The sequence below is a fragment of the Rhodobacter sp. CZR27 genome, from assembly GCF_002407205.1.
Classification (GTDB): Bacteria; Pseudomonadota; Alphaproteobacteria; order Rhodobacterales; family Rhodobacteraceae; genus Cereibacter_A.
Window position 1 is genome coordinate 1,377,362 of the sequence record NZ_CP023548.1, and the last position, 26,545, is coordinate 1,403,906.

19 protein-coding genes are annotated in these 26,545 nt (G+C 71.6%); 1 reads left to right on the plus strand and 18 read right to left on the minus strand.

The genetic code is table 11. The features are described from left to right. Positions 1 to 13: 13 nt before the first annotated feature. The 4 genes from CK951_RS06765 to CK951_RS06780 form a co-directional block, all read right to left on the minus strand. Positions 14 to 1,372 (minus strand): HAMP domain-containing sensor histidine kinase, encoded by a 1,359-nt coding sequence (locus CK951_RS06765; protein WP_096785420.1) that lies wholly within the window; start codon positions 1,370 to 1,372, stop codon positions 14 to 16. Further along, positions 1,372 to 2,031 (minus strand): response regulator transcription factor, encoded by a 660-nt coding sequence (locus CK951_RS06770; protein ID WP_096785421.1) that lies wholly within the window; start codon positions 2,029 to 2,031, stop codon positions 1,372 to 1,374. The genes CK951_RS06765 and CK951_RS06770 overlap by 1 nt, the downstream gene beginning before the upstream one ends. Positions 2,032 to 2,064: 33 nt before the next feature. After that, positions 2,065 to 2,826 carry a PepSY domain-containing protein gene (locus CK951_RS21350; RefSeq protein ID WP_198402415.1) on the minus strand — a complete coding sequence of 254 codons (762 nt, stop codon included), beginning with the start codon at positions 2,824 to 2,826 and terminating at the stop codon, positions 2,065 to 2,067. A gap of 391 nt (positions 2,827 to 3,217) precedes the next feature. After that, a complete protein-coding gene (locus CK951_RS06780; RefSeq protein ID WP_096785422.1) occupies positions 3,218 to 4,216 on the minus strand; it encodes a YafY family protein in 999 nt (332 codons plus the stop codon). Positions 4,217 to 4,513: 297 nt separating this feature from the next. On the opposite strand from CK951_RS06780, the gene CK951_RS06785 reads away from it, so the two are divergent. Then, positions 4,514 to 5,698, plus strand: coding sequence for a cytochrome b/b6 domain-containing protein (locus CK951_RS06785; protein WP_096785423.1), 1,185 nt, complete (start codon positions 4,514 to 4,516; stop codon positions 5,696 to 5,698). Positions 5,699 to 5,801: 103 nt separating this feature from the next. On the opposite strand, the gene CK951_RS06790 is transcribed toward CK951_RS06785, so the two are convergent. From CK951_RS06790 to CK951_RS06855, 14 genes are all read right to left on the minus strand, one after another. Next, on the minus strand, positions 5,802 to 6,374 hold the full coding sequence (locus CK951_RS06790; protein ID WP_096785424.1) for a YceI family protein: 573 nt from the start codon (positions 6,372 to 6,374) through the stop codon (positions 5,802 to 5,804). 125 nt (positions 6,375 to 6,499) lie between these two features. Beyond that, positions 6,500 to 10,288: a DUF4157 domain-containing protein gene (locus tag CK951_RS06795; RefSeq protein ID WP_157764523.1), complete on the minus strand. Its 3,789-nt coding sequence runs from the start codon at positions 10,286 to 10,288 to the stop codon at positions 6,500 to 6,502. 177 nt (positions 10,289 to 10,465) lie between these two features. Further along, a complete protein-coding gene (locus tag CK951_RS06800) occupies positions 10,466 to 11,926 on the minus strand; it encodes a DUF4157 domain-containing protein (protein WP_096785426.1) in 1,461 nt (486 codons plus the stop codon). 2 nt (positions 11,927 to 11,928) lie between these two features. Continuing rightward, positions 11,929 to 15,654, minus strand: a complete 3,726-nt coding sequence (locus CK951_RS06805; protein WP_096785427.1) for a hypothetical protein — start codon at positions 15,652 to 15,654, stop codon at positions 11,929 to 11,931. Between the two features lie 31 nt (positions 15,655 to 15,685). Further along, entirely contained in the window at positions 15,686 to 17,398 is a 1,713-nt protein-coding gene (locus CK951_RS06810) for a hypothetical protein (RefSeq protein WP_096785428.1), read from the minus strand. Further along, positions 17,395 to 20,385, minus strand: a complete 2,991-nt coding sequence (locus CK951_RS06815; protein WP_096785429.1) for a hypothetical protein — start codon at positions 20,383 to 20,385, stop codon at positions 17,395 to 17,397. The genes CK951_RS06810 and CK951_RS06815 overlap by 4 nt, the downstream gene beginning before the upstream one ends. Continuing rightward, entirely contained in the window at positions 20,382 to 21,596 is a 1,215-nt protein-coding gene (locus tag CK951_RS06820; protein ID WP_096785430.1) for a hypothetical protein, read from the minus strand. Before CK951_RS06820 ends, CK951_RS06815 begins: the two co-directional genes overlap by 4 nt. 5 nt (positions 21,597 to 21,601) lie before the next feature. Next, entirely contained in the window at positions 21,602 to 22,000 is a 399-nt protein-coding gene (locus CK951_RS06825) for a GPW/gp25 family protein (protein ID WP_096785431.1), read from the minus strand. Continuing rightward, positions 21,997 to 22,824: a phage baseplate assembly protein V gene (locus tag CK951_RS06830; RefSeq protein WP_096785432.1), complete on the minus strand. Its 828-nt coding sequence runs from the start codon at positions 22,822 to 22,824 to the stop codon at positions 21,997 to 21,999. The genes CK951_RS06825 and CK951_RS06830 overlap by 4 nt, the downstream gene beginning before the upstream one ends. A 12-nt stretch (positions 22,825 to 22,836) precedes the next feature. Next, entirely contained in the window at positions 22,837 to 24,006 is a 1,170-nt protein-coding gene (locus CK951_RS06835) for a phage late control D family protein (RefSeq protein WP_096785433.1), read from the minus strand. Further along, positions 24,007 to 24,339, minus strand: a complete 333-nt coding sequence (locus CK951_RS06840; protein ID WP_096785434.1) for a hypothetical protein — start codon at positions 24,337 to 24,339, stop codon at positions 24,007 to 24,009. It lies immediately after the preceding gene. A gap of 4 nt (positions 24,340 to 24,343) precedes the next feature. After that, the gene (locus CK951_RS06845) at positions 24,344 to 24,976 is read right to left on the minus strand and encodes a hypothetical protein (protein WP_096785435.1); all 633 of its coding nucleotides are present in this window, start codon (positions 24,974 to 24,976) and stop codon (positions 24,344 to 24,346) included. Then, on the minus strand, positions 24,966 to 25,184 hold the full coding sequence (locus CK951_RS06850) for a hypothetical protein (protein WP_096785436.1): 219 nt from the start codon (positions 25,182 to 25,184) through the stop codon (positions 24,966 to 24,968). Before CK951_RS06850 ends, CK951_RS06845 begins: the two co-directional genes overlap by 11 nt. Continuing rightward, entirely contained in the window at positions 25,178 to 26,545 is a 1,368-nt protein-coding gene (locus CK951_RS06855; RefSeq protein WP_096785437.1) for an ATP-binding protein, read from the minus strand. Before CK951_RS06855 ends, CK951_RS06850 begins: the two co-directional genes overlap by 7 nt.

Sequence of the window (26,545 nt, forward strand, 5' to 3'; positions counted from 1 at the left end):
TCGGGTCGATCGGTCAGGGCTGCCCGCCCAGCGCAGGCAGTCCGGGTGGCCCGCCGCGCGGCAGCGAGAGCGTGGCGCGCAGCCCTCCCAGATCCGAAGGCTGCAGCTCGATCCTGCCGCCATAGGCTTCGGCAAGGTCGTGCGCGATGGGCAGGCCGAGGCCCGAGCCCGCCGCGCTCGTGTCGAGCCGTCCACCGGCGCGCAGGGCTTCGGCCACCGCGCTTTCGGGCAGGCCCGGCCCGTCATCCTCGACCGAGACGGAGACCCGGCCCTCGTCCGAGGCGGCGCGCACGACGACGCGGCTGCGCCCCCATTTCATCGCGTTTTCAATGAGGTTGCCCAGCGCCTCCTCAAGGTCCTGCGCATCCATCGCGATGCGCAGGTCGGGCTCTACCTCGATCTCCAGCGTCTTGCCGAGGCTCAGCGGCATGGAGCGGAACAGGCGCGCGAGCCGCTCGGCCGACTGCCGGACGTCCGCCCGTGTTCCTCCGACGGGCACGTTCGCCGCGCGGATGCGCGCCAGCGAGCGCAGGATCTGCGCGTCGATCCGGTCCAGCGCCTCGGCGGCACGTTCGACCGGGGCGCCGGCCTGTTGCAGGCTGTCGAGTTCGTTGCGCAGGATGGCGGAAGGGGTGCGCAGCGCATGGGCGAGATCGGCGGCTTGCCGCCGGGTGCGCCCGAGCAGATCGCGGTTGCGCGCGATCAGCAGGTTGATATCGGCCACGACCGGGGCGACCTCCGAGGGATAGTCGGCGGGGTCCAGCGCCTCCTCTCGCTGCCAGCGCCGGGCGATGTCCTGCCGCAGGGTCGACAGCGGCCGCAGCACGGCCGAGGTCTGCAGCATCGCGCTCAGCAGGCCGAACAGCGCCACCAGACCGAAGGCGGCGGCAAGGCCGTTGCGCACCAGCCGCCGCTCTTCCTCCAGCCGCTCCGTCGCCTCGGCGACCATGACCGTGGCTTCCGAGCCGTCCTCGAGGTCGATGCGGCGGTGGCCGATGCGCACCTGCCCGCCGGGTCCCTCGGCCTCGGTCACGCCGAGCCGGCTCGTCACCCGTTCCGGCACCGGCAGCACGCTGTCGAGCAGCGAGGTCGAGGCGGTGATGGTCCCCGTCTCGCCCACCACCTGCCAGTAGCGGCCCGAATGCGGCAACTCGTAGGAGGGGACGCCCAGAAGCCCGCTCATCGCCTCGGCATCGGGGCCCACGGCGTCGAAGGCCGCGACGACCTGCAGGTGACGGTCAGCGAGGGCCTCGTCGAACTGGCGCAGCGCGAGGGCGTCGAGGAACAGGAACAGGGTGACGCCGCCAAGCCCGACCGACAGCGCCGCCAGTGCGATCCCCGAAAGGATCGCCCGCCTGCGCAGCGAGCGCATCAGTCCGCGTCGATGCTGTAGCCGCGGCCGCGCACGGTCCGGATCAGGTCCGGCCCCAGCTTGCGGCGCAGGCGGGCGACGAAGACGGCGATGGTGTTCGAGTCGCGGTCGCCGTCATAGCTGTAGATATGCTCGGACAGCTCCGTCCGGGGCACCATGCGGCCGATGTTGTGCACGAGGTAGGTCATGACCGCGACCTCCTGCTGGGTCAGGTCCACCGGCACCCCCTCGACCGTGGCTCGGCCCGTGCGCGTGTCGAACTCCAGCGAGCCCTTGCGGAACACCGGATCGGCAGAGGGCATCCGGCGGCGCAGGATGGCGCGGATGCGGGCCGCGAGTTCGGACATGTGGAAGGGCTTGGTGAGATAGTCGTCGGCGCCGGCGTCCAGCCCGTCCACCCGCTGGGACCAGCCGTCGCGGGCGGTGAGGATCAGCACCGGGATGTCGATGCCCTGGCTGCGCCAGTCCTTCAGGATCGAGAGGCCGTCGCGCCGCGGAAGCCCGAGGTCGAGGATGATTGCGTCATAGGGCTCGGTCGCGCCGAGGAACGCCGCCTCGTCGCCGTCATGCGCGACATCCACGGCGCGGCCTTCGGCGGCAAGGACGCGCCGGATCTGGTCGCAGAGCGCCACCTCGTCTTCGGCAAGCAGTATCCGCATCCGGGCTCCTGTGTGGTGGAAGGAAAACCATATCTACTTCCTTCCGTTCCCGCCACCGCCACCATTCCCGTTCCCGCCCCCATTGCCGCCACCGTTCCCGTTGCCGCCTCCATTCCCGTTGTCGCCACCGTTCCCGTTGCCGCCGCCATTCCCGTTGCCGCCGCCATTCCCGTTGTCGCCGCCGTTCCCGTTGTCGCCACCGTTCCCGTTGCCGCCGCCGTTCCCGTTGTCGCCACCGTTCCCGTTGTCGCCACCGTTCCCGTTGTCGCCACCATTCCCGTTGTCGCCGCCGTTCCCGTTGTCGCCACCGTTCCCGTTGTCGCCACCATTCCCGTTGCCGCCGCCATTCCCGTTGCCGCCACCACTTCCGCCGCTGTTGCCGCTCCCGCCACTGTTCCCCTTGCCTCCGGCAGCGCTGCCGCTTCCCGGGGTTCCGCTGGTTCCCTTCGTGCTGCCGGACGCGCTGGTGCCGGGTCCCGGCCCGGCGGAGGTGCTGGCCGTGCCGCGGGGCGAGGCAGTGCCGGCCGCCGATGCATTGCGCCGGGCGGTTTCGCGGATCTGCTTCGCGGTCGCGCTGTTGCTGGGGACGAAGTCGCCGCTGGCGCCATCCACCACCACGCTGACAAGCCGACCGGTCGGCTGCAGGACGACGACGCGATAGACCACCCGGTCCGCCCTGTAGGCGCGGACATCGACCGGTTCGCCCTCGACCGAAGCCTTCAGCTTGCGCAGGATGCGCGACAGGCTGATGCTCTCGCCCTTGCGGACCTTGTCGCGCAATTCGGCCTGGCTCAACTCGTCCCAGGCGGATGCCGCCGTCGGCCCGACGGTCCCGAGGCAGAGACAGATGACGGCGAGGATCCTGATCATGGGCTTTGCCTTAGCAGAGACATGGTGAACCGGGCATGAACGGCGGGTTCCAGCTCGGTTAAAGGCCAGCCGTGCAATCCACGTTCCGTCACGAAGGCAGCGATACGCCAGCGCGCGGGCAAATCCGAGCCGGCCAAAGGTAGCGCCGCGCGCGGGTAGTCCAAGGCGGGGCTCGGACTTTCCTCGTGCCTAGAACGGCCTGCGCGCCGGACCTGACCCGCGGCCTGATCCTTGCGGGGCAGGGCGCGACGGCCGCACGCCGGCTAACCGGAGGAGCGGGATCTGCAAGCCGGGGTCTGCGGCAACCCGGATGGGATCAGGGCAGCGCGTCGAAATCGGCGCGCCGGTGGCCGGCGCACAGGCTCCTGAGGCCCTCGGGCTCCAGCACCTCGACGGCGTCTCCCCACTGGTAGAGGTGCCACGCCATCTCGAGCCAGCCCGAGGCGCGGAACCGGACGGTCAGCGCGCCGTCCGGCTCGTCCGTCAATTCCTGCCGCGGGTGGAAGACGAATTCCCGTGCGACCGGAGCGGCCTCGGGCGAGAAGCGCCAGACGACCTCCTCGAATTCCGCATCGGCGTGATACGAGCCGAAGGCCCGCGCGGCATGGTCGTCGAGGTTGAAGCCGGGGTCGCGCATGAAGGACGGCGCCTCGAGCCGCGCGCCCAGCACGCGGTCCATCCGGAAATGCCGGAAGCGGCCGTCGCCCCCCTGTTCCCGCGCCACGAGATAGCGCCGGATGCCGAGCAGCAGGCCATACGGTTCCAGCCTGCGCTCGCGCGGGGCCTCGTCGCGGCCGCCGGCATAGGTGATCGTCACGAGATGCGGCCCCTTCAGCGCCTCGGCGATGATCGACAGGACATGCGGGTCGCTTCGAACCCGCGGACCCGGCCGCGAGGCGAAGCCATGCGCCTCAAGCACCGCCTCGGCATCGGCCTCGGCCCGGCGGGCGTGCGGCCCCGGCATCCCCGACAGCAGCCGGTCGCGGAGCGAGCGCAGGGCCGCCGCCTCCAGCACCTCGCCCTCGCGCTCGGCGCGGCGGATCGCCATCTCGACCGCGGCCAGCTCGCTGTCACGGATGCCGCGGGCCAGCATCAGCCGCGCGTCCTCGCCCTTCAGCTTCCAGAACTTCCGGCGCTGGTCGTCGGTCCGGGTCTCGACGTTCGGGAAGCAGTCCTCGAGCGCCCGCGTCATGCGCTGCGCGGTGCGGCGGTCCACCTCGAACTCGGCTTCGATCTCCTGAAGGCCCACCCCGAAGTGGCGCGACGCCGCCATCTCCGCAAGCCGGAGCAGATCGGTGGCCTTGGCGAAGGACATGCGGCACCTGACAGGAAATGACACCCTGCCAGCCTATTGACGGAGCTGCGGCCTGTCGAGGAGATTCTCCCCCACGGCATTGAAGGACGACCCCATTTTCAGCATCCGGGGCTCCGGCAGGTCGCACCAGATACACCAAGGCGGGCCGCCGCGTCCGGTGCTGGGCAACAGGCACGCCGGCCTCAGTGAAGGGGATCGGCTGCGTCCGCGCTGCGATCGTGCACATCGGCTGTGCGGCGCCTCGCATTCCGGTCGGATGCCCGACCGACTAGCCTTTCGCGCGAAAGGAGACAGTCCATGGCCCTCACGAATACAACCCGCAGCTATGGGGCGGTCGAGCGCAGCTTCCACTGGCTGATGGCCGTCATGATCCTCGCGGCGGCGCCTCTTGGCCTGATCGCGAACCGGCTGCCGCACGACACGCCCGAGGCCCTTGCCCGCAAGGTCGAGGTCTTCTCGCTGCACAAGACGCTGGGCGTCGCGATCTTCGGCATGGCGCTCTTGCGCGTGCTCTGGGTGCTGGTGCAGCCGCGGCCCGCCCCGCTCCATCCCGAGCGGCGGATCGAGACCGCCCTTGCCGGTGCGGTGCACGGGCTGCTCTATCTGTCGCTTCTGGGCGTGCCGCTGGCGGGATGGGTCGAACATGCGGCAAGCGACGGGTTCGCGCCGATCCTCTGGCCGCTCGGGCAGTCCCTGCCGCTGGTGCCGAAGTCGGCCGCGGTGGCCGAGGTCGCAGGCGCGCTGCATGTGGCCTTTGGCTGGTCCATGATCCTGGCGATCGGCCTGCATGTGGCGGGGGCGCTGAAGCACCAGCTGGCGGACCGGGACGAGACGCTTGCACGCATGGCCTGGGGCCGGGCCGCAGGACCGGGCCGGGCAGCGCGGTCCGCCGGGCCGGCGCTGGCGGCGCTTGCCCTCTATGCCGCCGCCGCGGGCGGCGCGCTGGCGCTGATGTCCGCGTCCCGCCCCGAGACCGCGACCGCACTGGCGCCGGTCGCCTCGGACTGGGTGGTGGAGGAGGGGTCGCTGGGCTTCACCGTCCGGCAGATGGGCAGCGAGGTCGGCGGCAGCTTTCCGGACTGGACCGCCGCCATCCGCTTCGACGAGACGCCGGTGGAGGGGCGCCACGGCGAGGTCACGGTCACCATCGCGGCGGACAGCCTCACGCTCGGCGCGGTGACGGAGCAGGCGCGCTCGGCCGAGTTCCTCGACGTGGCCGCCCATCCGCGGGCCGTGTTCCGGGCGGAGATCCTGCCGGCCGATCAGGGATACATCGCGCGGGGAACGCTGGATCTGCGCGGGGTGAAGGTGCCGGTGACGCTGCCCTTCCGGCTCGAGATCGAGGGCGACCTTGCGCGGATGGAAGGCTCAACCACGCTCGACCGGCGCGACTTCGGTATCGGCAAGAGCCACGTGGACGAGGCCGCCGTGGGTTTCGGCGTCCGGGTCGATGTCGCGCTGACCGCCCGCCGCGGGGGCTGAGGGGCGCGGCATCCGCGCGGGTCAAACGGAAACGGGCCGCCGGAGATCCGGCGGCCCGTTCGCTGTCATGGGGTTCCGGCCGCACGCATGGCGGCCGGATGGTTCATTCCACCTTCGTCGCCTCGACCGAGATGCGCACGGCCACCTCGTCCGAGACATAGGGCGCGTAGAGCCCGAGGTTGAAGTCCGACCGCTTGACGGTGGTCGTCGCGTCGAAGCCGGCCCAGGGCTTGTTCTCCATCGGATGCATCCCGAGCTGGTTGAGCGTGGCGTCCAGCACGACCGGCTTCGTCACCCCGTTCAGCGTGAGATCGCCGGTGATCTTCGCGGTCTTCTCGCCGGTCATCTCGACGCTGGTCGAGGTGAAGCTGACCGTCTTGTCGCCCGCGGCGCCGAAGAAGTCGGGCGACATGAAATGCTCGAACCGCGCCTCCCAGCCGGTCAGCATCGTCGTCACCGGGAACGAGACCTTGACCGAGGACGCCGTCGGATCGGCCTCGTCAAGGGCGATCTCGCCCTCGAAGCCCGAGAACATGCCCGAACCCGTCGAGAAGCCGAGGTGGTTGTAGGTGAAGACGATCTGGCTGTGGCTGGGGTCGAGGACATAGGTTTCGGGCGCCGCGAAGGCGGCCGGGGCGGCGAGGGCGAGGGCAGTGGCGAGGACGAGGGATCTCATGGGGTCTCCGATTGCTGTGAGTTGCCCTGCGAAAGTTGTCCCGCCGCGGCCGCCGTAGCAATTGCACAGTAGCCAACAGCCGATGTGCGCCTGAGAACACACCCGGGGGCTTTGGGTAGCGGTCGTCAGAACAGCGCCTCGGTCCGGCTGCGCGCCTCTCTCAGCGAGTGGCTGACATTGGTGAGGATGCGGCCCATCAGCTCGTTCACCTCTGCCGTGCGCTCGGGCGGGTTGATTGCCCGGACCTCCTGCAGCTGCGCGCGATAAAGGGTGCGCACGCTGGCGGAATGCGCCTCGGTCCGGGCGAGGAAGGCCGTCCGCACCGGCGCCGCCAGCGCCTCGGAGGCGCGCTGCTTGGCGCCGAGGTCGTTGTCGCGGACATGCGCGACGAACAGGGGCAGCGCGGCCGTGCGCCCGGCGGCCGCGACGGGCGCCAGATCCTCGACCGCGCCGACCTCGCTGGTCACGCGCTTGGCGATCGGGCGGTAGAGCGGCACGGACCAGCCGGTCTCGTCCTGATAGGCCTGCATCGGCCGGTCGCCGAACAGCGGCCGACCCTGCAGAAGCTTCAGCCGGCGGGCCTGCGCCTCGGAAGGCACCCCGTCGGGCGCGACGCGGCGAGCCACCTCGGCCGCATCCTCGGGGCCGAGCGTCATCAGCGCCTGCGCGCGCTTCGGATAGGCCTTGTCGATGATGTGGTCGTATTCGAAGAAATCGCCGGTGCCCACCTTGCGACCGGAATAGGGCGTGCCGACCCCCTCCTCGCGGGCGAAGTCCGGGCCGCCGGGCGACTGGAACGGCATGTCGGACCCGCCGCCTGCATTCAGCGCCTCGGGAGGGGTGGGGACCCGGGCCGCCGCGGCCACCGTGGCGTTCATCGCGTAGAGCCCGTTGTTGAAGCTTTCGAGGTCCGCAACGCCCGCCTCGACATCCGCCCGCATCGCCTCGGTGGCGGTCGGGTCCTTCGCCATCACCGTCCGGATCTCGGCCATCTCGCCCTGAAGCTGGCGCTTCAGCAGCTTCTTGGCCAGGGCCGCGGGCGACTTGCCGCCCTCGGCGCGGGCCTGTTTCACCAGTTCGACAGGATCGGGCAGGCCCTTGCCCTTCTGCAGCACGTGGTTGCGGTGATAGACGGCGATGGCCGGGAACTGCAGCGCGTTCTCGTCGATCTTCTCGAACCCCTCGCTGCCCAGCTTGCCGAAGGGGCGCGCGCCGGCATCGCCATAGGCTGCCGTCCGGTTCGACCGGCCCGCGGCGGTGTTGCGCGCCTCGCGCTCGGCGCCCCCGCGCAGCAGGTCCGACTGCGCCTCGTCGGTGGGCTTGACCGCCAGCAGGTGCAGGTTTTCCAGCAGCGCCTTGGGGAACTGCTTCTCGATCGTGTGATCCAGCTCGCAATAGGTCGAGACCGGGAAGCTCAGCTGCCGCTTGGCGGCATAGGCCTCGCCCTTCTGCTTCAGCTCGGCATAGCTGCGCGCGGCGCTGCCCTCGAACCCTTCCAGTCGCGGCTCGCGCGCTCGCAGCAGCGCGGCAGTGTCGGATTTCGAGGTGGTGGCCACGTTCCGGTCGATGGGGCGGCCATCTGCGGTGATCTCGCGCGCGCCGGCCGCCTGCGCGGTGTCGATCCTCGCCACTTCGGCCCGCTGCGGACGGGTCTCGTTCTCCAGATCGGTCCTCTCCAGCGGATCGAGCTTGCGTTCCGTGGTCGAGACTTCGTCCGCCACCTTCTGCGCATCGGCGCGCGAGCGTTCGTCCCGGATCTTCGGCAGCTCGGCGCGCGTCGCCTCCACCACCGTCTCGACCGCCGTGCCTTTTTCCGAGGCGATCAGGAACTCGACGCGCCGGCCCTTCTTCTTCGCATAGATGGAATGGTCGGTCTCGCCGATCCGGAAGGCGTGGCCCGGCAGCTTGCGCTTGCCGTTCAGCCGGCGGATCAGCCCGGAAAAGAGCTTCTTCGCCTTCCTGACCACGAACTCCACCAGCTTGGCCAACGCTTTGGCAACCGGCGCCTGCAGCCGTTTGAACACCGCCTTCACCTTGGTCGAGATCCCGCCAAGGCCCAGCAGAGCGGCAAGAAAGGCAAGCACCACCGGCACCGTCCGCCCGATGGTCTGCTCGACGAAATCCGCCGCCGCCTTGACCTGTCCGCGCGCGATGGCGCCGATCGAGGCGAAGATCGACTGCGCGACCTCCATGATCTGGCCGATCCGCTCGATGAAGGCCACGATCAGGTCGTAGATCGCCAGCACCACCTTGACCACCGCACCGACCGGGTTCGACAGCCCGGCAAGCCAGCCGATCCCGGCCTTGACGATGGCGGTGGTGACCATCTCGGTCATGCCGCCGATCAGCGTCTCGCGGAAGCCGTCGATCAGGCCGAGGATCTTCTGCCAGAGGCCCAGGAAGCCCTCGGCGACCAGCGTCTTCACCGCATCGACCGAGCGTTCGATGAAGGCCACCATGCGCTCGCCGCGAGGACCGAGCTTCTTCACCAGCATCTTGCGGAAGGCGGCGTAGCTCAGGCCGAGGATCTGGAGCAGCAGGCTCATCAGCCCGCGGAAGTCCAGCCGCTCGGGCAGTTCGATCCCAGCGCCGGACAAGGCGCCGAACAGCCATCCCAGAAGGCCGCGCTTCAGGTGGTCGAGGATGTTGGTGCCGAACTGCCGGAAGCCGCCAACGACGGCGCCCACGAGGTTCTTCGCAAAGGCCAGCGGGTTTTCCAGGATCAGCCCAAGCGACTCGCGGGCGCCGCGGATCACCTCCCAGACCCGGTCGGCATGGGGGCCGGCCAGTTTCAGCGCGCCGCGGATGATGAATTCCAGCACCTTGCCGGCGATCTCGCCGACGAAGGTGACGATGTCGCGGACCAGTGGCGCGAAGAGCGCGGTCAGGTTGTCGATGGGCGAGAGCGAGACGACCGCATCCAGCACCCGGTCGAGCAGCGCCGAGACCCGCGTCCACGTCAGGTTCAGCGCCTTCAGCCGCTCCTCGATCCAGAGGAAGGCGTCGTGGAGCGCGTTGGTCTCGTTCAGCCGGTCGAAGATCGCGGTGCCGCCGGGAACGAGGCCGAAGAGCCCGCCGACGAGGTTCGCGGCGGTGCGCGCGACGGGGTCGCCGGACAGGAGCTTGCGGCCGACGATCACGGTGATCAGCGTATAGCCCGGCACATGGCGGGCGAGCGCCTCGCCCTTCTCCTCGATCCAGCCGTCGCGCCGGATCGCGGCCTCCCGCGGCAGGGTGCCGCCGGTCTGCTGCACCACATGGGTCAACTCGTGCGCCATGAGCCGCAGGTCCAGCGCGCTTTCCCGCGGCCCGAGCCAGATGTGGGAGCCGTGCGTGAAGGCCCGGGCGCCGATCCGCGCGGCCGCCTGACGGTCGGGCGCGCCGTCGTGCAGCCGGACCGCCTCGAACGAGGCGCCGAAGGCCGGCTCGACCCGCGCGCGGAGGGCGGGGGGCAAGGGTCGCCCGGCCCCCGGCGCCGCAACGCGGGCGGCCACATCGGCCGGGGCGGGACCGCCCTCGCGCCCGACCACCGCTCCTGCGGGGCGCGCCGGGGCGAGGGGGGCTTCCTCGGGCGGGGCCGGCTGCGGCTCGCCCGCCGCGGCGCCGGTCTCCGACACATCGCCGCTTTCCAGCTCGTCCAGATCGCCGGGTTCAAGCGCGCCGGTGGGCACGTCCTGCGCCGCCGGAAGCTCGAAATCCTGCTGTTCGGCCGGCAGGGGCGGGACGGTCAGGCTGTCGGTGTTCGGCTGCTCCTCCGCCCGCCGCAGGGGGGCGGCCAAAGGCCCGGGCTGCGCGCGCGGCGGGGCATCCGGCGGCAGGCTCGTGGCGCCGCTCGCCACGACGCGCGCCGCCATCGCCTCGGCCTCGCGCTCGGCGGGATCGTTGACGGCGCCGACGCGAAGGGCGGGCTGCACCAGCCGCCCCGCCTCTGGCGTGGCGGTCCGCGGCGCGGGGCCGGCACGACGCACCGGCGCCGGCCGCCGGACCGGCTGAGGCGCCCTTGTCTTCACGCCGGACATCGCCACCCCCGTCCCTTGCAGGGGCGCGGCGGGGCGGCGGCCCTCGGGGATCTGCCGCGCGCCATGCCACCCTCACGTCAACCCGTTCGAGGGATAGCGCCGCAGCGGCTGCAGGCTCGCCGACTTGTTCCAGCGCCGCACCTTGTCCATCACCTCGGGCAGCGACAGGATCGCCTTCTTCGGGTCGTCATGCGCCCAGAACCGCTCGTTCCCGACCGAGATCATGTTCTCACCCTCCTGCCCGGGCGCGGGCGTCTGCGTCCCGGTGTTCTTCACATAGCCCCAGTCGCCCGGCACCCAGTCGGTCCAGACCGCCGAGGTCCGGTCGGACTTGCCGATCTCCTTTCCTGCGGCCGAGGTTACCGCGGTGCCGCTGACGTCCGCGGACTTCAGGGGTGCCTGCGCCCCGCCATACATTACCGTCATGGTCGCGAACTGGCAGGCCATCGCGTAATCGTAGGCCGGGCTTGCCGTCTTCTGCTGCGCGGCCTTCCGGTCGAAGTCGCGGCTTTTCGACCTGATGTCGGCGATGGCGGTGGTGAAGCCGGCCGTCCCGGCGATGTCCTCGAACACCCGGACGAGGGTGGGGAAGGCATTGGCCTTCAGGATCGCCCGGATCTCGTCGTCCCTGCGGCCTTGCGCGCGCAGCTGCGCCTCGGCGGTGGTCAGGCGGCGCCTGACCTCGCCGAAGGTCAGGTCGGCGTAGGCCGGGTCGATGTTCGGGCCGCGGGCGGTGAAGCCCACCCGCAGGCCCCTGGCAAAATCCACGATCTCGCGCCGCGCGCCGATCTGCGCATCAAGGCTGGCGGCCACCTCCTTCTGCGTGCCCCCCGCCAGCGGAAAGATCCGCTCGGACGCGGCAAGGTTCTGCGCGATCTGCGCCTCGACCGGACCCTTGTTCAGGAAGGCGGGCGCGGAGAGAAGCCCGGCCGCGGCGGTGAGGCCGGCCTTGCCCTGACCGGCGCCCTTCGCGCGGAGCGACGGGATCAGGTCGATCTTCGGGTCGTCCTTCACCTTGATCTTCCGCCGCACCAGCGGCGACGGTCCCGCCGCGACATGCGCCAGTTCATGCGCCACGGTCGCGGGCCGGTTCTCGCCGGCGGCAAGGCCGATGTCCGGTCCGCGCGTGAAGGCTGCCGCACCGAGCGCGCGGGCGGCACGATCGGCGGAAGCGCCGTCATGCAGGCGCACATGGCCGAGGGTGCGCCCGAAGCGCGGCTCGAAGAACGCCCGCGCCGGGCTGTCCAGCGGCCGGCCCGGACCCAGGGCGGCCAGCGCGCGGGAAGCCGGTGCGGGCAGCGGGGCGGGCCGTGCACCGGCGCGGGCCCCCGGTCGCGGCCACCGGCCCGGGCGCAAGTCCCACGCCCGCGCCCCGAGCCGCTCGGCCGCGGTCTCGGCCGGATCGCGCGCCCCGCCCAGCAGGATCGCGGCCCGAGCCTCGTCGCGCTGCGCCGCGGCCCGAGCGTCGCCAGCCCGCCGGATCTTCGGCGCCTGCAGTGCCCTTGCCCGGCGCAACCTGCGCTTGCCCGCCATCCTCACCTCCTCAGGAAGGCCGATGCGGCGGACTTCAGCGCGGCGGGATCCGCGGCCGTGCCCGACAGCATGCGGCGAAGTTGCGGTGCGCTGGCGGCATCGAGATCCCTCACCGTCAGGATCCCGTTGCTGCGCAGCCGCGTCACCGCCTCGGGATCGAGGTTCAGGCTGTCCACCGGCTGCGCGCCGCGCAGGTCGAGCAGCAGCTTCTCCTGCGCCGTGCGCAGGTCGGCCAGCGCGGCCTTTCCCTCGTCAATCCCGCGCATCGCGTCGGCGCGCTGTGCCTCGAGGGCGGAGAGTTCGGTCCTCGCGGTGGCCAGCCCCTGTTCCGCTGACTGCCGGCGGGTCTCGAGCGTCGCAAGATCCGCCTTCACCGTTTCCAGACCCGCCTCCGCGGCCCGACGCTGCGTCTCGATCGCGGCAAGCTCCGTCCGTGCGGATGCAAGCGCGCTTTCGATCGCCGTGCGCTGCGGCTCCAGTTCGGCGAGCCCCGTCCTGACGACGGCCAGCCCCGCCTCGGCCGCCGCCCGCTGCGGGTCCAGCTCGGCCAGCCCGGCCTTCAGCCCCGCAAGCCCTGCCTCGGCGGCGGCCCGTTGCGGCTCGAATTCGGCCAGCCCCGCCCTCAGCCCCGCCAGTCCCGCCTCGGCGGCGGCCCGCTGCGGCCCGAGGGCGGCAAGGCCCTCGGCCAGCGCCGCGCGCGAGGACTGCAGGCCGACGAGGTCCTGGTTCAGCCGGTCCCGGTCGATGGCCAGATCGCGCAGCTTCGCCTCGATCACCGAGGTGTCGATCGTCGTCGGCGTCTTCGTCGCCGCCTCGACCGCCTTAGCGATCTCGGCCTGCACCGCCTCGTCCTCGGACCGGGTGCGGAAGCGGAAGCGCCCGCTTCCCGCGCCGATGGTGGCGAAGCCCAGCGCCTCGCCGCCGCGGACCAGCACCGCCACCCGGTCGCCGGCCTTCGGCACCGCATCGAGCCGGACCGAGGTTCCGGCCGCCTCCGCCAGTTCGAAGACCTTGCCGAAGCCGGCGGGGTCGCGGTCGAGGTCGATCACCTCCGCGATCTCGAGCCCGTTGCCGGTCAGCACGTCCACCGCATCCTTCAGCCCCAGCTTCAGGATGTCGGGCCGGACCCGGATGTCGTCGGGCACGGGATCGGTGAAGCCTCCGCCGGGCAGCAGGTCGTCCGGCCCGATCTTCGGCGGCCAGAGCAGATCGACCTCGGGCTCCAGATCCGGAAAGTCCGGCCGGCGCCCCGGAGGCCAGGTGTCCAGGTCGTCGTCGAAGCCGCCGGGCTTCGGCTTCACTTCGGCCACGCAGCAGACCTTCTCGAGCTTGGCGAACAGGTCCTGGGTGAAGCTGCCACGGTGGTAGCGCCAGGCCCGCCAGCTCATCGCCTGGCGGCGGCAGCAGAAGTGGCAGATCCGCCCGATCCGAAGCACGCCGGGTTCGGGATCGGCGAAAACGATGCAGCCGAGCGGCACATAGGCGGGCTCGGGCGCATCGGGCGGGCAGGGGGTGAGCGCGTGGCGGCACTCGCAATCCTCGAGGAAGCGACGTTCGAACTCGCCCAGCGTCGCGATGCGCGCCACGGCCCGCTGCATCCGCCGCACATCCGCAGCGCCGCCGGCCCGCCGGCCGGGGTCGAACTCGGTGTCGGCGAGCTTCCAGATCTCGCGGATCTCGTCAGCCTCCTCGGCCGAGATCGCTTCGGCATAATCGGCCAGCAATGCCTCGGAGACGCGGTCGAGCGTCTGCGCCTCGGCCACCGAAAGGCCCAGCTTGCCGTCGAGCGCCTTGCGCTCGGACCAGACCATGTTGACCTTCCGCAGCACCTCGCGCTCGGGCCGGGTCAGGGCCTTGAGCGCCTTGCCGCCCAGCAGGCCGCCCTTCTTGCCGGTCTTGCAGGCCCGGATCGCCTCGGCCATGGTCGGATCGGCCGCACCCTTCGCGCGGTCGGGATCGATCAGGTGCAGCGTCACCCCGTCGTTGCGCCCGATCGCGAGCGCGAGGCAGACCTCGCCGAACTTGCGCTGAATCTCGGGCACGTCCTCGGCGCCCTTCACCTCGCGCAGGTCGAGCTTGCGGCCCTTGACCTGCACCAGCCGCCCGGCCGCGTCGAGCGCCACGCCGTCGGACAGCTGGATCTCGCCACGCTCTGCCGAGGAGATCGAGAGCCTCAGGCCGCAGACCACGCCCCAGTCCATCATGGTGCGCAGCATGAGGCCGAGGCCCGCATTGTCCTCGACCGTGCAGAGCCGCGCGAGCGCCTCGGCGACGGTCGTCGTGCCCTCGAACCGCTCGCAGTCCGGGTCGGGGGTGAAGCTGACCTTGTCCGCAGGAAGGTTGCAAAGCGCATCGAGCGCCTGCTGGACGGTCTCCACCTCGCCATACCAGTCCGGGCAGGCCGGAACAAAGCCCACATGGGTGGCGGGCAGGTCCGACAGGGCGGGCATCGACAGGCCGCGGCGCGTGGCGTCGTCGGGCGCCTCGGCCGTGTCGCCGGTGGTGACGAACAGCGGGCAATAGTGGTGCTCGATCCCCGCCGGTGGCGCCTTGCCCGCGGCATCGGCGCCGACGAGGCGCAGGCGGTCGGCCTCGGCCGCATGGCGGCGCAGCTCGACCAGCCAGTAGTCTCCGGGCTGCACTTCGCGCCCGGCAAGGTCGACCGTCAGCGAGAAGAACTCGTGCGCGAGGCCGATGGTCTGGCCAGAAACCGTGAGCGTTCCGGTGCCGAGTTCCTCGGACACCGCGCCGCTCAGGCTGGCTGTCGCCGCGCCGTCCCAGCGCCGCACGAAGGTGAAGGGGGGCGTGCCCGCGGGCACCGGGAACAGCGTCTCCGACAGCGTCGGCCGCCGGGCGGCGATCCCCGCAGGGAAGCTGCCGACCTGCGCCTCGGTCGCCTGCGAGCAGAATTCATATACCGCCGGTGGCCGCGCGAAGGCCTCTCGCGTCGTGGCGTCGGAGAGGTTCGCGGCCAGTTCCAGCGCCTCGCCGTTCTCCAGCGACCAGGCCAGCGTGACGGCCGAGACCGCGCCCGCGTCATCGCGCGCCACCGCAATGGCCTCGATGCGGAACAGCGCGTTGGGCAGGGTCTGGCCGATGTCGATCCGGTCGGCGCAGGGGTCGCAGCGGTCGATGGCGATCTCGGTCTGCTTCGGCGCGACCGAGGCGAGCGCCGTGCCCCGGCGCAGGAAGGGGAACGCGCCCGCCTCGAGCGCGGCCAGTGCGGCGGCGGTCGCGGCGGCGTCGGCAACCGGCATCGCCTTCAGTTGCACCATCGTCCGGGTGCGATAGCTGGTCTCGGCCCCGTGCAGGCCCGGATCGGCCAGATAGCCGTCCTCGATCGCGAAGACGGGGCGCTCCCACAGATCGGCGTAAAGCAGGACGCGGCCGGTGCCGAGGGGCGGGCCATCCGGCAGATCGGCCTGCGCCGCAAAGCGCGCCGCGGTGCCCGAGGGCGAGCCGGTCAGCGTGAAGCGGCCCGGCTTGCCGCGCGCGACGACCTGCCCCTCCTGCAGGAATGGCAGCCCCGCGCCGTCGAACCCCACCATCCCGTCCCGCGCCGGAACGCCCGAGCGGAAGGCAAGGCCGCCCAGCACCTCGTCGCGCGCCTGATGGAGCTGGCCGGCCTCGGTCAGGTCGGCATCCGTGACCATGCCGCCCTGCACCTGCGCGAGGTTCGAATAACGCTGCGAGGCGCGGTGGCTGAACCGGGAATTCGAACCTTTCATCGTCACTGTCCTTCATTCAACGGGTGCCGGCTCAGGCCAGGGCCTCCGGAGGCCGGAGCGCGAGCAGGGGGTCGTGGAAGATCGCGATCTCCTGCCCCAAAGGCAGGAAGGTCAGCAGCTTCAGCCGCAGCGCCTCGAGTTCGGCTGCGAGGAACTGGTGGTGATGGGCACCCATCTCGCCCTCGTCCTCGGCTCCGCTGCGGATGGCGGCAGGGCAGAGCGTCGAGAGCACGCCATAGCCCGGCTCGCCGTAGCGGGCGGGGCGGAACTCGGGCACAGTGCCGCAGATCCAGCGGCTGGCGAAGCGCGGCAGGGCGGCGGTGTTGCTGGGGCTTCCGGCGCACTCCCCGACTGCTTCGGCACGCGAGAAGCGGATGCAGGAGGCGGGGGTTCCGGCCTCCGCGCTTTCGGTGCAGGCGAGATTGCTGGACAGGGCGCCGAGGATGCAGTCCGAGGCCTGCAGCAGCGTCACGTCGGTCTCGCCCGTCACCGTGCAGTATTCCACACGCGCGAAGCCCGTGCCGCCGGCGATCTCGCCGAAGATCGAATCCCGCGCCTCGAGCGTCGGTCGGGGCAGGCCCGTTTCGCCGTCAGGGCCGAAGCCCTCCAGCACCACACGCTCGGCCGCGGAACGCTCGGCAAGGATCCGGGCGCCGGGGGCGGCGATCAGCCGGACCGGGTTGGCGCCCGCCTGTCCGGTGATCAGGATGCCGGTCAGCCGCAACTCGCGCCCTGCCGCCACCCGCACATCGGCGGCGAGGCGCACCACCACGCGGTCCGGCGCGGGCGCCGTTTCGGGCAGCGGCGTGCCGGCCAGCGCGAAGGCCGCCCGCGGGTCGACCTCCAGACCCTCGGGGCCGGGTTCGAGCTGCGCGGCGTCGAGCGTCAGCACCTTCAGCCCTTCGGCGAACAGCCCGTCGGGCGGGCGGACATGGATCAGGGTCCGTCGGGGATGCGGCCCGGGCACCGCCACCCGATCGGGGTCGCGCAGGTCCGGGCAGCGCGCCGCGCCGTCGTCATAGGCGCCCGGGAAGCAGGGCACGCCGCCGGGGGCCGCCGGCCGCCAGAAGATCGCCTCGGCCGCCGTCTCGACCCCGTTCGCGTCCCGCCGCGGCTGGCTGACGCGATAGAGCGGATTGGCGCCCGACGGGTCGCGCACCGCCCGGTCTTCCCGCCGGAAATCCGGGCAGCCGAGCGGGATCGTGGCATGGGCGCCGGGGTCGGCGGCATGGGGCACCCGCCGGCGCCCGTCGGGTGCAAGCTCGTCCGCCGCGCCTTCCGGAGGCAGCGTGAAGGGCGGCAACCCCGGCCGCGGACAGGTCAGCACCCGGCGCCAGCCCTCTCGCGCGACCGTCTCGGCGCCCACGACCACGTCGCCCACCTCGTCGATCGAGGCGAGCGTGCCCTTCGACTTGAACCAGCGGACCGAGGCGTTCAGCTCGGCCACCCGCTGTGCCGGATCGGGGGCGGCAAGGTCGGCCCCGACGATCTCGGCCAGATAGGGCAGGATCCATGACTGGATCTGCCGACCACCCGTGGGCGCCTCGGCGAAGCTGTCGGCGTGAAGCTGTTCCGTCGTGCCGCGGATCAGGTCCAGCAGGTGGCCCATGCCGTGCAGGAAGGCCTGCAGGTCGCCGGGCTCGTCCGGCTCGGGCGGGACGTCGCGATAGCGGTATTCTTCGGGCAGTTCGCGCCAGAGGATGTGACCGGCCCGCGTCAGCAGATCGTCGATGCCGAGGCTCATGTCAGGCCCTCCACGGTGACCGAGACCATGCCGCGCGGCTCGGGCTGGAGCGGCCCGGGCAGATGCGCCACCTGATGCCCGGCCGGGTAGATCGCGGCCACCGCGCCGTCGAGCAGCGCCACGTTCGCAGGCCACGGCAGGGCTGATCCCTCCGGCCTCGGCTGGCTCAGGTCATAGGGTGGCGCAAGGTCGAAGCGCGTGACCACCGCCGTCTCGACCTGCGGCACGGCCTCGAGCGCAGCAAGGATCTCGGCGCGGTGCACGGGCTGGCCGAAATCCCGCGCCTGCAGCCCGAACGCCCGCCACAGCGCGGCCTCTGCCGCAGCCTTCACATCGGCCGCGTCGAACGAGACGAGGTCGGCGCGCACCACCGCCTCGAGGCGCAGCGGCAGCGTCTCGAACAGCGCGAACGAGAGCCGCACGCCCGGGATCGCGTCCTTCAGGATCTTCACCCGCAGGCTCTCGGTCAGGTCCGGCGAGAGCGGCTGGCCATCCGCGGTGACGAGTGTCAGGCGCAATTCGCGCATCGCGCCGCCGCCCGGTCGTTCCTCCGCCCGCGCGCGCCAGACCGAAGGCACCCGCATGGCCAGCCGCTCGAAGTCGCGGGCCGAGACGGCGCGGCCGTTGGCCGCCAGCCGCGACGGCGCCGACAGGCGAAGGCTGGCCACCGGCTCGCGGTCGGCGCCGCCTGCCGTGACGAAAGGCTGATGAATGGCATCGACTTGCGGATGCTTCTTCATCGGCTTCGTGAAAGAGAAGGCGGCAAGCCCCGAACCCCTGCCGCCGGTGCCGACGCGGTGGCGCAGGACGGTGACATTGTTCGTCCCGGTCGGCAGGCGGCGGCGGAAGCGCACGAGGATCTCGCCGTCTTCCGTCAGGCTCGAGGACCAGGCCTTCGCGCCCTCGGCCGTCACGTCGACGAGGTCGCGCCACGGCCAGACGACACCATCCACCGCCACGTCCATGTCGGGCACCACGCCCGCCTCCGCGATGGTCGAGGGGATGTGGCTGACCTCCTTCACCGGCAGGCGGAAGCTCTGCAGCGGCTGCTCGGCATCGCCCGACCCGAGAAGGCGCGGCGGCTTCGTCTCGCCATGGCCCGCAAGCACCGCATTCAGCCTGAGCAGCATGTCCCCCGCCGCCCAGTCCGAGAGGTCGGCCGAGGTCGCCAGCGTGATCTCCACCGCGTCGCCGGTGCTGACGGTCGCAATCGTCGCCAGCGCGTCATCGGGGCCGCGGCTGACGATCAGGCTGCGGCCCGGCTTCAACAGCAGCCGCGCTTCCGGCGAGAGTCCGGTCAGGCGTGCCACCTTGCCCGGCGCGCCCGGCAGGGGATTGCGGTTCCAGCCGACAGGGCGCAGCGCCTCGGTCATCGGGCCGTGGAATTCGGCGCGCTCGGGGGGAATGTCGATCGTGTCGTGGAACAGCACATGATAGCGCCCGGGCCCCGCCGACAGGCCCACCACGCGGAGCGCCCTGGGCGTGCCGCCCTCGATCGGGCGAAGCGCGAACCAGCTGCCGACCGCCAGCGATTTCGGAGGCTTGCCGGCGAAACTTGCGGTGCGGGTGGCGTCGGCCGGGCGGTCCGGCAGCACCGGCGCAGCGGAGGGCCTGACCTTGCCCTCTACCGCCGTCATCGCCGCGTCGTGGCGGAACCCGCGCGTCGCGGTGAAGCCCTTGGCGGCGAACAGGCGGTTGACCTCGGTGCGGCCGTCCGGTGCCAGTTCGGGCCGGGTTTCGCCCTCGTCGCCCCAGGCCGTCGAGACGGGGCCGCCGGGTCCGGAGAACCAGACCCGCGACACCGAAACCGGCACGCGGACGAAGCCCTCGTCGTCGGCCGCCAGCGGCACCAGCGGCAGGATCTCGAGTCCGCCGGCGAAGGCACGGTCGGTCGAGACCACGACCGCATCGCCGCGCACCTCCACCACTTCGACATGGCTCGCATGGCGGCTGCCGTCGCGGATCCACAGGATGTCGCCCGGCCCGACGGCCATCGGGGCCACGGTCTCGATCACGAGGCGGCCCTCGCGGCCTTGCGGCTCGGCCACGCGCACGTCATCGGCGGCGATCCAGAGCATCGTCCCGGAATGGACCGCGCCGTTCAGGCCGCGGTCGAGCGTGACGGTCAGGGCGATCTCGCCCACGCTTGTGGCGGCGACCGCGCGCGCATCCCCGGCCTCGCCGCGCGCGACCACCACGAGATCGCCCGGGTCCAGTGCCGTCTTCGGACCCTTCAGCCAGTCGACCGGCAGGGCCGTCGTCGTGCCCAGCGGCAGGGGCGTGGCGTTCACGTCCCAGTCTTCCACCCGCACCGCGTTCAGGTCGGGATGGGCGTCCAGCACGGCGAGGGTCTCGAAGACCAGCGGCGCGCCGCCACCTGCGGGGGCCGCCTTCATCGCCAGTCCCCGCCCGATCCTCACGGTTCCAGCATCGGGCTTCAGCGTCAGCGCGACGGTGGTCGTGGCCGAGGCCGGAGGCCCGGGCTGGTAGTTCACCATCGCCGCCAGCCGGCGCAGGTTGTCCCATTGCGTCGCCGTCCGCAGGTAGCCCTCGTTGGCATAGGCATCGAGATGGCCGAGCAGCACATCGGCGGCGCGAGCGAAGGCGCGCAGGATCTCCCAGGCGTGATCGCCGTCGGGCGGGGCCTCGTATTGGTCCAGGAGCCGCCGGTTGCGCTGCCCGCGGCTTTCGGCCCGCGGCGGGCGCGAGGGTGCGAGGCGCGCCCAGTCCACCCGCGCCGCGATCTCCTCCATCCGCGCGGCGGTGGGCCACTCCTCGACGGGCTTCAGGAACAGGTCGCGCCAGCCTTCGGGCAGGCGGTCGGCGGCGGGCTCGCCGCGCAGGTAGAGGCCGAAGAGCGCCAGCCGCAGCTCCTCGAGCCAGACCGCCGCATCGCCGTCCACATAGCGGAAGCGGGTGAGGCCCGCGCGGTTCCAGCGCGTCAGGTCGCGCGTCATGTCGGGGCGGTCCGGGTTCGGGGCGCTCATGCGGCCTCTCCTCCGTTCACGGTGATGCGGATCGTGCCGCGGTCGGGGCGGGCGCGGTCGTTCATGCAGCGGATGAACTCGTCCGGGTCCACGGTGATGACCCCATCGGCCGACTGGTCCTCGAAGCCGCGACCGACCCGGCGGAAGAGGTTGAGGCACGCCACGGCGACGCCCTCGACCTGCATCGCAGCCTCGATGACATCCGAGGCATAGAGCGGCACGCCGAAGCCCAGCCGCCCCGGCTCGAAGAAGCCGCCCTGATCGGCGGTGAAGACCTGCGCCAGCGCCTGCCGCAGCTCGGATCGGAAATAGCCGGGCTTCGCGCGCACCGAGAGCGTCACGATGACCGAGGCCGCGCGGGCGCCTTCCAGGAAGACCTCGGTGCCGATCATGCGATACTGCTCGATCAGCGGGCGCAGGATGCTGCGGCCGCAGAGCTGCCCGTCCACCGGCGGCAGCGGCAGGCCGAGGCTGCGGTGGAAGGCCGTCACCTCGTCCCAGAGCGCGCGGCGGATGCGGTTGGGAACGCCCGCCTCGGACGGCTCGCCGGCCTCGTGCAGCGCGCCGTCGAGGTCGATGTCGTCTTCCAGCAGCACGGCGATCAGGATGGAATGCCACGCCCCGGTCCAGACCAGCCGCGCCCGGGCCAGCGCCACCAGCGGATGCGAGGCGAGCACCGTCGCGTGATCGTCCAGCGTCACCATCCGGCGCTGCTCGCCGATCCGGCGCGGGCCCTCGGCGCGGGCCAACTCCATCGCCGAGGGCACGCGGCGCCAGTGATCTTCCAGCAGCACGCCATCGGGCCGCGATCCGCCGCGCGCGGTCTCGGCCGCGCGCAGGTCCGCCATCAGGCCGGCATCCGGTTGCCAGCCGATCAGGGCCAGCAGGCGCCGCACGCTTTCCGGCCGCCGGGCGCTGTCGAGGAACCGTTCCGCCTGCACCCGGTCGAGCGCATGGCTCGCCCGGTCGAGCGCCGCGGCCAGCAGTTCGACGATCACCACCTCCATGTCGGCGGCGGTCCAGCGCCGCCGCTCGCGGAAGCGCGAGGCCAGTTCCTGCATCATGAACAGCCGGAAGCTGTCGTAGTCGCGGGTCTGCCAGTCGAAGTCGTCCTCGACCCCCGGCAGCGGCAGGGGCAGGACGGCCGTCCGCTCGCCGCAATCGGGGCAGGAGCCGTCGAAGGTCAGCAGGGGCGGGGCAAGATCAGCCATGGCGGTCAGAGGGCGAAGTCATGCACCTCCTCCTTCTGCAGGGCGGCGACGATATAGGCGATCCGCACCAGCAGCACCTCGGGCCGGTCGGCCGGGGCGCCGATCTCGACGCGGATGGTCCTGGGGTCGACCTCGCCCGCCAGCGCCTCGGCCAGCGCGCCGTAAAGCCGGTTCTGCGCGTAATCCCACAGCGCCGCGGCATTCGGCTCGAAGACGTGCCGCCGGGCGCCGAAGCCGAATTCCGGGCGGAACACCCGCTCTCCCGGCGAGGTGAACAGCACCTGCTCGACCTGCTGGCGGATGTGGTCGAAGCGGGTGGCGGTGGCCGCCCCCGTCCGCTCCATCCGGAACGGAAAGGCCATGTAGCGCACCCGGGGCAGGGCTGTGGCGGGACGGTCGGTCATTGCGCGGTCGATTTCGTGGTGAGGACGGAGGGCGTCAGCGGCACGATCGGCGGGCTGGTGGGCGCGCCGATCGAGGTGGCGTTGTGGACATGGGTGTTGAACATCGACAGGAACGTGGTGCCCTTGATCAGCGGCTCGCCGCCGGCGCCCGCCACCGTCACCTGCGAGCCCTCGATGTTGATCGTGGCCGAGGACTTGATCGTGACGCCCGATCCGCTGGTCGTGATCTCGTTGCCGTTGGCATCCTTGCAGGCGATCCCGGTCGAGGACAGCGTGATCGAATTGCCGTTCGCATCCTCGACCGTGAGCGTCGAGCCCTGGGCATCCAGCGTGACCTTGCCGCCGGAACTGTCGGTGAGCAGGATGGCGCCGTCCTTGTCCATGACGATCTCGGCCTCGGCCTTCGAATGGATCGTCACGGTCTCGGAGCCTTCGGTGTCGTCCAGCACGATGCGGTGGCCGGTCTCGGTCTTGAGGATCTTGACCTCGGGCTTGCCGGCGCTTTCGGCGGGCAGTTCGCTCGCCTGCCGCCAGAAGGTGCCGACCCAGACCGGCGAGGAGATGTCGCCTTCCAGGAATTCGGCCAGCACCTGCGCGCCGACCGGGGGGATTGCCAGCATTCCGAAATCCTGTCCGCCGCCATAGGGCACGCAAGGCAGCGCCCAGGCGCTGGCCGCCTCGCCCAGCACGGAAGGGATGGTCAGCCGGATGCGGCCCAGCGCCTCCGGGTCGGCATTGTCCTGCACGAAGGCGCGGTACTTGCCCCAGTATTTCGTGCGCTGCTGGCGGACGGTGCGGTCGAGGGCATTGACGAATTCGTCCATTCTCTCCTCCCCTCAGAACAGGCCGGCGATGGCGGAAAGCGCCTTGGACAGCGGCGCGCCCCCCAGCGAGTCGCTGTCGCCGGTGGCGTTGCGGATCAGCTCGAACCGCTGGCGGTAGCCGTCGGGGGTGAAGGCGTGGCTGACCTTGTCGACGTAGTAGAGCCCGCCGTTGCGCTCGCCCGCGCCATCCACGCGCACCGGCAGGCCGACCTGCAGGACGTGACCGTAAAGCGTGCCGTCAAGCTCGCCGGTGGCGCGGATGCGGAAGCTGGCCTCGTTCACCAGCGCCTGCGCGCGGGCCCGGGTCTCCTCCTCGGTCTCGTCCCCCTCGCGAGAGAGGCGGGCGATGGCGGGCGTGCCCAGCCCCGCGCCCTCGTCGGCCACAGCGGTCGTGCCCAGCAGCGGCAGGTCCGGCGTCACGGTCTCGACCACCGGGTCCGCGCCTTCCTCGCGCGGGGCGGTCTCGAAGGTCACGGCATCGGGCTTCTGCGCCTCGTCCGAGACGGTGAACGAGAGGCAGTTGGTCGCCGTGCCAGCGTAGATCATGATCGTGGCCTGCGGCGTGGCGTCGAGCCGCATCGGCCCGAACCAGACCTCGCCACGCGAAAAGATGATCTCGTAGCCGTTGGCGCGGGCACGTTCGCGCAGGAAGGCGGTGGGGGTGGCGTCCATCGCCAGCGTCCGCGAGGACTGGCCCTCGCCCGATCCGCTTGCCACGGACAGGTTCAGCGGCGCGATCAGCTCCGACAGGATGTCGCCGTCCGACACCGGCGCATCCTCGCCCCAGAGCCTGCGCATGTGCTCGCGGTTCAGCGCCGCGCCCTCGTCCTGCAACTCCAGCACCAGCTTCGCCTCGCCGCCGTTCTGCGGCATCTGCGGCTTCAGCTCGACGATGTGGCCGCGGAACACCTCCTCGGAATGGGTGCCGAAGTCGGCGGTGACCGTCACCGGCTCCCATCGCGCGAACAGGCCTGCGTCGGCCGCCATCCAGCGCCCGTCCTCCTGTCGGCGATCGTCGATTGTGATGGTGCCGGTCGCGGCCTCGGTTCGGGCGGTGCGGATCTCGATCAGGCTGACCAGATCGGCCAGCGGCCCGAGGTCGCGCCCGTCCGTGCCAACCGTGACCAGAACGGAGGCCGCCTGCCGGAAGCCGGGATCGAGAAGGGTGGCGAGCAGCGACATTCAGCGCACCTCCCGTTGGCGGGGGATCAGCACGACCTCGCCCACCGCCTCGCGCTGCACCTCGCCGGGGGGCGGAGGTTCGGGCGCATAGACCAGATCCTCGGGGAAGATCTCCTGCGGGTTGGAATCGGCGATCCGGCGCCAGTCGCGCGGGCTGGCGTAATAGTGCTGGCCCAGCGCATCCAGCCGGTCGCCGACCGCGACCGTGTGTTCCAGGATCGGCTCCGGCGCGGCTATGGGGCGGGGACGCAGGCCGCGGAACGGGGCCGATCCGTCCTCGGGCGGATCGAACGGTTTCAGGCCCTCGTAATAGGATCCCTTGAAGAGCGCCATGGCATCATCCCGTGTGGAAGCCGGAGGCGAGGTTCAGCGCCGTGCCCATGGTCTGGCGCACCTTGTCGGCAAGGAAGAACGGGTTGGCGCTTTCGATGACCTGCATGGTCAGGCCCATCTCGGCGCGGTAGGGCATCAGGTTCGGCAGGTGCAGCGTTTCCTTCTGCGTGACCGAGGTCAGGAAGACCGGCAGAAGCTGCATCCCCCAGGCGAAGACCAGGACGCTCGCCACCTCCTGCCGCTCGAAGGCCCGCGCGCCGCCCAAGGAGAGCGACGAGAGCACCTTCAGCCCGGCCGGCCCCTGCGCCTTCGGCTCGGCCATGGCGCGCAGCGTGTCGATCTGGGGCTGCACGCCATGGGTGCGGGCGATGGCGTCGCCCTCGTTCAGCCGGTCGGTCGCATCGAGCAGGATGGTGATCGAGAAGCTCTCGGCCTGCATCTCGACGCCCTGCGCCACGCGGGCGGTCTCGAGCGGGGTCAGGAAGTCATAGCCGCCCCGCGCGCCCGGGGCGTTGCCGGTCTTGACCGTCACGGTGCGGCTGCGGCTGATCTCCTGCGGGTTGAAGTCGAAGACCAGCGCCAAGGGCGGGATCGTCAGGCCGTATTCGAACAGCACGCCGCGGGTCTCAACGGCCATGGCGGCCCCCTTTCGGTGCCTGCGCCGCCAGCGCCGCGGCCAGCACCGGGCCGCTCAGGCCATTGCCGGGCAGCGAGAGCGCCAGCGAACCCTGCGCCGTGCCCCGCGACAGTTCGAGCGCCAGCGCCTCGGCGATGGCGCGGGCGTCGTGCTCGGCGGTGGGACGCAGCCGGGCGGGCAGGGTCAGGCTCAGGCGGCGGATCAGCATGGCTCCTCCAGATGCTCGGCCAGAAAGCCGATCTCGGTGCGGCGGATCTGGCGGGCGTCCTTGTTCAGTTCGGCCCAGACCGCGCGGGCGATGTGGGGAAGGCCCAGGGGTTCGTCCCGCTCGGCCGCAAGCACGGCGGCATAGGTGGCGGCGTTGCGGATCGCGCCGCCCGAAAGTCGCGCCGCCTCGCCGATGCGGGACAGGTCCAGATCCGCGGCACGGGGCGCGCGCGGCGGCAGCAGCACCTGCCACAGCCGCGCGCGGGCGGCCGCGTCAGGGGCGGGGAAGTCCACCACCATCTGGAAGCGGCGCAGGAAGGCGGTATCCACGTTCGCGCGCAGATTGGTGGTCAGGATCACCGGGCCGGTATGGTCTTCCAGGCGGGCGAGCAGGTGGCTGACCTCGAGGTTGGCGTAGCGGTCGCGCGCATCCGTCACCTCGCCGCGCTTGCCCAGCAGCCCGTCCGCCTCGTCGATCTGCAGGAGCGCGTTGCGCCCCTCCAGAGCCGACAGCAGCGCATTCATGTTGGCCTCGGTCTCGCCCACGTATTTCGACATGATCCGGCCGAGGTCGAGCGTGTAGAGCGCCCAAGGCTCTTCCGTCCGCGCATGAAGGGCCGAGGCGATCACGCTGGCGGCGAAGGATTTTCCCGTGCCGGACGGCCCCGAGAACAGCGCGAGCGGACCGCGCGCCGGCGCCGCGCCCCAGTCCTCGGTCAGCATCCGGCCGCGGGCGATCCAGGCGGTCAGGTCGCGCAGCTGCGCCAGCGTCGGCTCGGGCAGCACCAGTTCCTCCCACCGGCCGCGGCGATCCGAGAGCGTGGCACCGGGCGGTGGCGCCAGTTCGGCATCGCGGCCCAGCATGGTCTGGATCAGCCGCGGCGCGGGCCGGACGGTCTGGGCGGGCGTCGCGCCCTCCACCCGGATCAGCCCGAGCGCCGAGAGCGGCGCGGTCGGGCGCAGGCGGTCGACCAGCAGCGCGATCTGACCTCCGCCGTCCAGCATCAACAGGTCCTCGATCAGCGGCAGCGAGGGCCAGCAGCTGCCCGCCTGCGGCTGCAGCGACCACAGCCGCGGCCCCAGTGCCGGCCGCGCCACCGGCGCCAGTGCCAGCGCCATCAGATCGACGTCGAGACGGGTCAGCGCCGCCAGATCCTCACGCGGGGCAAGCGCCAGCAGCCCGGCCCAGGCGCCCGAGGTCCGTGCCGCCTCGACCGCCGCCGACAGGCTCTGGAACCGCTCGGCGGTTTCGTCGGGCAGGGCGCTGCCGGTCCGCACCGCCTCGGCCAGCGCGATCATCGCCGCCACCCGGTCGAACTCGGCATCAAGGAAGGCATCCAGTCCGGCGGGGCGCAGGGTCAT